The organism is Cytobacillus depressus, assembly GCF_008923245.1.
Taxonomy (GTDB): Bacteria; Bacillota; Bacilli; order Bacillales; family Cytobacillaceae; genus Cytobacillus; species Cytobacillus depressus.
Window position 1 is genome coordinate 68,928 of the sequence record NZ_WBOS01000019.1, and the last position, 7,783, is coordinate 76,710.

Here is a 7,783-nt window from a genome sequence, read left to right on the forward strand (position 1 = left end):
AATGAAAAGCTTATTCGTGACGGCTAAAAAGGTATGGAAGCTTATCCTATTATTTCTCTTAATCTTTATTACCTTTTCATATGCGATGTTCCAAGGCGGTTTTGTTAGCTGGTTTTTATTTTATAGCTTTTTGCCCTTTGCGATTTACGCGCTGCTTCTTTCCTTTTACTCTTTCAATCATATACAGGTAACCCGCACGTTTCATAAGAATGAATTTAATGCAGGGGAAGCTTTAAAGGTTGAGATGACAATGCAAAGGAAGTCATCATTCCCTTTGTTTTTCCTATTGATTGAAGATACTCTATGTGATTCGCTTCGTTACTCGCAAGAGCAAAACGGGGCTAAATCCTTCCTTTTCCCATGGTTCAAAAGGGAACTCTCTTGGGAATATCAGATCAGCGAATTGCCAAGAGGAGAGCATCATTTTCAAAATATAAGGATGAAAACGGGTGATCCTCTTGGTTTAATTGAAAAAGAAAGCTTTATCCAAACGGATCAGAAAATTATTGTATATCCAGGCTTTGAAGAAATGATTTACCGGCCACTCGAGAACCATTATGACCAAGGAATGACAGCTTCGAAAGAGCGTGTCCAGAGGGATACGTCGATGGCGATTGGCATAAGGGAATATCAGCCTGGAGACCGTTTTTCGTGGATTAACTGGAAGGCGACGGCAAGGCGAAATGATATTATGACGAAGGAGTTTGAGCAAAGGCAGTCACATGATGTATTTATTCTTATGGACTGTGCGCCAAATAGCCGTTTTGAAGCGGTTGTTTCCTTTTCAGCATCTATTATTAGGGCCATTCTTCAAAAAGGAGCTCAAGTCGGTTTTCTCTCCTCATCTGCTGAGCGAGTTGCTTTTCCTGTTAGAGGCGGAGAAAATCAGCAAATGCAATTATTCTTTCATTTGGCAAAGGTTAGGGATAACAGTGCCGTACAGCTTGATCGTGTCCTTGAAATAGAGGGCTTTCTGCTCCAACAGAATAACCTTATGCTAATTACAGCTGAATTAACTAGAAGCCTCATTGAAAAAGCGGGGTTATTCGTTTCAAAAAATGGCTCAATCACGATTTTTATTGTGAAGAATGAAATGGAGGCACTCTCACAAAGTGAACTTGCCCTAAAGGCTGCTGCCAATGCAAGAGGTTTACGGGTTGTGTTAGTTCATAACGGCAACTTTAAGGCTGTGTATTCGGAGGTGGCTAAGGGATGAGAACCCGAAGTACTCAGAAGGATTTAGCAACTCTTTTCCTTTATACATTTGGATTCCTATTGCTATGGGAGTGGTTACGCCCGCTAGAGCAGTTGACAGATACATCATATATATGGATTTTTCTCGTATTTAGTATTGTTTCGCTGCTGCTGGCTTATTTAGGGACCCACTTTTTGATTAGTGGATTTATTAAATGGGTGCTTATTGTTTATTTCTTGCATTTCCTATATTTTGAGGGCCCATTTTTCAAATTAGATTGGATTCCGGGTTTTTTCGGAGAGATATATCAAAGTATATTACCAGTAGGCGGTGATTTTTCAAGGAGCCTAACGAGCAATCTCTTTCGGAGTTTTCTATTTTTTATTTTCCTTTGGCTAATCACTTATTTACTTCGATACTGGCTTGTTATGAGAAGGCAGATATTTATCTTCTTTTTCATGACACTCGTTTATGTTACTGTTCTGGATACGTTTACTCCGTATGAAGCGGGAGCGGCCATTGTAAGAACGGTTATTATCGGATTTGCCATCATGGGTATGTTGACATTTTACAGGCTGATGGATAAAGAAGTTATGCGACGGAGGCCAGAATTATCCCGCAAATGGCTAACTCCGTTAGTTGTTATGATTGTAATTAGTATTGTTTTCGGTTTTGCAGCACCAAAGGCTGAACCTATTTGGCCGGATCCCGTTCCTTTTATTAAATCGTATGCAAAAGGCAGTGGAGATGAAGGGGGCGGTTCTCGCAGAATTGGCTACGGTCTGGATGATTCGCAGCTCGGAGGACCGTTTCGGGGGGATAACCAAGTCGTGCTCAGGGTAGAGGTTGAATCTCGGCAATATTGGAAGGTAGAAACGAAGGATGTCTATACAGGAAAAGGGTGGGTCATTTCTGGTTCTCGAGAGGATGTAACCCCGTTTTTATCCGAAGACAATGTTCCGATTTCCTCTTATATTGAAGAACACCAAGGTGTCCAAAAAGTGGAGGAAATTAGCATAATTGATTCTCATATGGATTATGATCATATTGTCTATCCTTTAGGAGTTAAGAAAATTGAGACACCCTATCAACACTCTTATTCCTTTTTATTGGAAAATAATACGGAAAAGATTCGGATTTCATCAGTAACTGGCTTCAATACCTTTAAACATTATTCCCTTTTATATGATGTTCCAAAATACAGTGTCACCGCTCTAGTGAATGCCAGCTCCCAAGAGAACACGCTTAGTGCTGAATTTAAAGAGAGATATACACGGCTTCCGGAGGAATTGCCAGATAGAGTTCGAGAATTGGCTGCAACGATCACAGAAGGCAAAAACACATGGTTCGAACAAGCTAGAGCGCTGGAAGCATACTTTAGCAAGTCTGGTTTCGTTTATGATCAGAAAGATGTCGCTATCCCTGGTGCAGATGATGATTATGTTGACCAATTTTTATTTGATACGAAACGAGGCTATTGTGATAACTTCTCTACCTCAATGGTTGTCATGGCAAGATCGCTTGGCATCCCGGCAAGATGGGTGAAGGGTTACACGGAGGGAGAATATAAAGGACTTGGGGAAGAGAGCCGCCGAATATTTGAGGTGACGAATAATAATGCCCATTCATGGGTGGAAGTGTATTTTCCGCAAATCGGCTGGGTTCCTTTTGAACCGACACAAGGCTTCTCAAACCATGTTCAATTTAACTTTGACCAGCAAGCGAATAACAGCACGCCGGTTTCAACTGAACAGCCTAAATCTCCAGAAAAGGAAAAACCTGATTTAGCTGAGGAAAAAACAAAAAAGGCAGCTTCATCCTTTTCGTTTAAAAAGCTTTCGCAAACCGTGAAAACGTTTTTTGAAAAGGTTTGGAAGTGGCTTCTGGGATCAATTGTTGCATTCGCTTTGTTTTTCTTTACTGTTTATCGATTGCGAGGCAAATGGCTGCCATATTATTTAGCTCTCAGATTTAAGTGGACAAAAAATGATGATAACTTTTCAAAGGCCTATCTTCTTTTATTAAGAGAGTTAAAGCGGTATGGCATAGTAAGGAAAGAAGGGCAAACGCTCAGAGAGTATGCTGACTATGTTGACCGTTTCTTTTCAACGCGGGAGATGAGCAAGCTGACCCTCCAATACGAACGGTTAATTTATCGTGGAGAGGTAATGGAAGGGAGCTGGCTTGAGTCAAAGGAATTGTGGGAAAATTTAATTAAAAAAACAATCGCTTGACCGGAAAATTAACCTGTTGATACAATAGGTTCATTAGTTTTTTTGATTAGTTATTTACTTTTAATACAATTGAATGCAATCCTTCATATATCCTCGATAATATGGTTCGAAAGTCTCTACCAGATCACCGTAAATGATTTGACTATGAAGGCAGATACTTCTATTTTTTGATCTGCTTTTTAAAACCAGAATGTCTGCCTTCGCCGTTTTCGGGAGGGACATCTGGTTTTTTTTTATTTTTATCGCGGATTAACGGGCAGTAAGACTCCTACTTCAAAACTTTAGATGAATCAGAGAAGTTTAGGTAGGAGGTCAACTGCCCGTAAAGGCCTGATTTAAAGAACGCAGACTAAGAGCGCCACGTCCTGTGGCAACGTCTGCGTGACCCACATCCTGTGGGCTGCAACTAACATTCAGTGGGAAAACCACCACTGAATGAAGTTTCACTGTATGAAGGATTGTCTCGGTTTTTATGATTGTATTTGCGTTAAATTTTTATGTATTAGAGAACACTATGCATATTATATGACATTTTCTATTAACTAAAAGAGGTGAACCGCGTGACAGCTAAATTAGAAGGTCAAGAAATGATCGTTGTATTGGACTTTGGAAGCCAGTATAACCAGTTAATTACACGCAGAATTAGAGAGTTTGGTGTATACAGTGAGTTGCATCCTCACACGATTACAGCAGAAGAAATTAAAGAAATGAACCCGAAAGGTATTATTTTTTCTGGTGGGCCTAACAGTGTTTACGAAGAAGGGGCTTTCCGTTGTGACGAAGCAATTTTCGAGCTTGGCTTGCCGATTTTCGGTATTTGCTATGGCATGCAATTGATGACGATGCACTTCGGCGGTAAAGTAGAAAAGGCGAAGAATCGTGAGTATGGGAAAGCAGAGCTTAAAATTGAGAATCAATCTAAGCTTTTCGCGGACCTGCCATCTGTTCAAACAGTTTGGATGAGCCACGGAGATTTAGTAGTAGAAGCTCCGCAAGGGTTTACGGTTGATGGAGTGAATCCATCATGCCCAATTGCTGCGATGAGTAATGAAGAGCGCCGTATGTATGCAGTGCAATTCCATCCAGAGGTTCTTCATTCTGTATATGGAAATGATATTTTGAAGAACTTTGTTTTTGGTGTTTGTGGATGTAAAGGCGATTGGTCAATGGAGAACTTTATCGAAATTGAAATGGAGAAAATCCGTCAAACGGTTGGCGGGAAGAAAGTGCTATGTGCGTTAAGCGGCGGTGTAGATTCTTCTGTAGTAGCTGTTCTAATTCATAAGGCAATTGGCGATCAGCTTACATGTATTTTTGTTGACCACGGCCTACTTCGCAAAGGGGAAGCGGAAGGTGTTATGAAGACATTTTCTGAAGGCTTCCATATGAACGTTATTAAGGTAGATGCGCAAGAACGTTTCTTAAACAAGCTAAAAGGCGTATCTGACCCAGAGAAAAAGCGTAAAATTATTGGAAATGAATTTATTTATGTATTTGATGATGAGGCTGATAAGCTTGAAGGCATTGAGTTTTTAGCACAAGGTACTCTTTATACAGATATTATCGAAAGTGGTACAGCGACTGCTCAAACAATTAAATCTCACCATAATGTGGGCGGCCTTCCTGAAGATATGCAATTTAAGCTGATTGAGCCGTTAAACACTTTATTTAAAGATGAAGTACGTGCTCTAGGATCAGAGCTAGGCATTCCAGATGAAATCGTTTGGAGACAGCCATTCCCAGGTCCAGGTCTTGGTATTCGTGTTTTAGGCGAAATTTCAGATGAAAAGCTTGAAATCGTTCGTGAGTCTGATTATATTTTACGCGAGGAAATTAAGAAGGCTGGCTTAGATCGAGATATCTGGCAATACTTTACTGTGCTACCGAACGTTCGTAGTGTAGGTGTGATGGGGGATGCCCGTACTTATGATTATACAATCGGTATTCGTGCGGTTACATCGATTGATGGGATGACATCTGACTGGGCGAGAATCCCATGGGATGTGCTTGAGGTTATTTCTTCGAGAATTGTCAATGAAGTTAGTCATGTAAACCGTGTAGTATATGATATTACAAGTAAGCCACCAGCAACTATTGAGTGGGAATAGTTAGAAAAGCGGAAGCGCCTCGGTCAGCGTCGTATGGGCTGGACCGCCCCCGACGAGATAAAGGAAATCAAGGATCGCAGGCTAAAATCGCCACGTCCTGTGGCAACGCCTGCACTAGCACATCCTGTGCGTCGAAGCGATAGCGATTCGATGTTGACTTATCGTAGGAGGGGAAGGGAAGCCCATTAGACGCTAGGCGCTGGAGCTAGACAGTTATTTAATTCGAGAATAGATATTCTTTCTTGAAATTATACCAAATACGAACAATACAAAAAAGCGGGCATAAAAATGTTCGCTTTTTGTATTGACGGACTTTAGTCATACTGTTAATATAAAAATGAATTAAATATGTCGTATTACGTCGTATAATCCCGGAAATATGGTCCGGAAGTTTCTACCGAGCTGCCGAAATAGCTTGACTACGAGGTAGGCGTAATTTATTTGGGAACTTATCTGTTATTATTCTTATTTTCTTTCCTGCTAATGAATGCGCTAAACTTTGTCGTCAACGCTCTGGTCCGGTCTAGAGCGTATTTTTATTTGGTTCGGCGAAATAATAGAAAAAAATATTAGGGGGAAAAAAAGTGAAAAAGTACTTCAGGTTTGAAGAGCTTGGCACAAATTATCGCCGTGAATTTTTAGGCGGGATGACCACTTTCTTGGCAATGGCTTATATATTAGTTGTTAATCCGGCAATTCTAACTCTTGCGGATGTAACAGATTTTCCCGATGCTTTACGAATGGATCACGGAGCTGTATTTGTGGCAACTGCCATTTCTGCAGCTGTTGGTTCAATCATAATGGGATTAATAGGAAAGTATCCACTGGCTCTTGCGCCAGGTCTTGGGTTGAACGCTTTTTTTGCCTATACCGTTGTTTTAGTAAACGGAAGTCCATGGCAACACGCCCTAGCAGCTGTTTTTATTTCGGGTGTTTTCTTCTTGCTTTTAACACTTACAGGACTTCGTGAAAAACTTATTAACGCAATTCCAGTTGAATTAAAGCACGCAGTTGGAGCCGGAATTGGCTTGTTCATTACATTTATTGGATTTCAAAATTCGGGAATTATTGTAAATAATGATGCGACACTTGTAGGATTAGGTAATCTAACGGACGGCAATACTCTGCTTGCGATATTCGGGTTACTTGTTACTGTTATTTTTATGTCTAGAGGGATTAAAGGCGGTGTGTTTTATGGAATGATTATCACCGTTATCGTTGGAATGATCTTTCAATTAATTGACATACCTGAAAAAGTTGTTGATAAAGCACCAAGTCTTGCACCAACATTTGGCGCTCTATTCAGTTCGTTTGGAGACAGCTCGTTTTATACAACAACAATGCTGGGCATTATTTTAACTTTTTTATTCGTTGATTTCTTTGATAACGCAGGGACATTAGTTGCTGTTGCGAACCAAGCAGGATTTGTGAAAGATAATAAGCTTCCTCGTGCAGGAAGAGCACTAATTTCAGATTCTATTGCTACCATTACTGGTTCTGTACTAGGGACTTCAACAGTTACTTCTTTCATTGAATCATCGGCAGGCGTGGCAGCCGGAGCAAGGACGGGATTTGCTTCATTAGTAACTGCAGGATTTTTTATCATTTCTATCTTCTTCTTCCCGTTATTAGCTATTGTTACACCAGCGGTTACAGCACCAGCTTTAATTATTGTCGGTGTATTAATGGTGTCATCATTAGGGAAGATTGATTGGACTAAATTTGAAGTTGCAGTACCAGCTTTTTTAACAATGATTGCAATGCCTCTTTCATATAGTATTGCAACAGGAATCGCAGTTGGGTTTATTTTTTATCCAATTACGATGATCGTGAAAGGGCGCATTAAAGAAATTCATCCAATTATGTATTTCTTCTTTGTAATCTTTATTCTTTACTTTATCTTTTTGAAATAATATATTTAGCGGGGATTCGATACAATGCGAATCTCCGTTTTTTTTATTTTATTTAATAGAAAAAAGATAGATGTTTTTTGTAATTAACTGTTGACGAAGAATATAGGCGGTGGTATTATATAAAAACAGTCGCTGACAAGTTAATAGCTTTTAAAAAGTTTTTAAAAAAAGTTGTTGACATCACGGTTGTTAGATGATATATTAATAAAGTTGCTTCTGAGCGACAAGATAGTTCTTTGAAAACTGAACGAACAAAACGTCAACGTTTTAGTCTTTTTATCAAAAAGACATTATGAGCTAATCAACTCACAATTTATTGGAGAGTTTGATCCT

4 protein-coding genes and 2 riboswitches are annotated in these 7,783 nt (G+C 39.8%); all 4 genes read left to right on the forward strand.

Going from position 1 to position 7,783, the window contains the following annotated elements; genetic code table 11:
- Position 1 precedes the first annotated feature (1 nt).
- Positions 2-1,216 (forward strand): DUF58 domain-containing protein, encoded by a 1,215-nt coding sequence (locus F7731_RS22700; protein ID WP_151537079.1) that lies wholly within the window; start codon positions 2-4, stop codon positions 1,214-1,216.
- Positions 1,213-3,429 (forward strand): transglutaminase TgpA family protein, encoded by a 2,217-nt coding sequence (locus F7731_RS22705; protein WP_151537080.1) that lies wholly within the window; start codon positions 1,213-1,215, stop codon positions 3,427-3,429. Before F7731_RS22700 ends, F7731_RS22705 begins: the two co-directional genes overlap by 4 nt.
- A 63-nt stretch (positions 3,430-3,492) precedes the next feature.
- A riboswitch (purine riboswitch) is annotated at positions 3,493-3,594 on the forward strand.
- A gap of 422 nt (positions 3,595-4,016) precedes the next feature.
- Complete coding sequence (gene guaA / locus F7731_RS22710; protein ID WP_170289785.1) at positions 4,017-5,537, forward strand: glutamine-hydrolyzing GMP synthase; 1,521 nt, start codon at positions 4,017-4,019, stop codon at positions 5,535-5,537.
- 341 nt (positions 5,538-5,878) lie between these two features.
- Positions 5,879-5,979: riboswitch (purine riboswitch) on the forward strand.
- A gap of 142 nt (positions 5,980-6,121) precedes the next feature.
- Positions 6,122-7,450, forward strand: coding sequence for an NCS2 family permease (locus F7731_RS22715; protein WP_151537082.1), 1,329 nt, complete (start codon positions 6,122-6,124; stop codon positions 7,448-7,450).
- Positions 7,451-7,783: the final 333 nt, after the last annotated feature.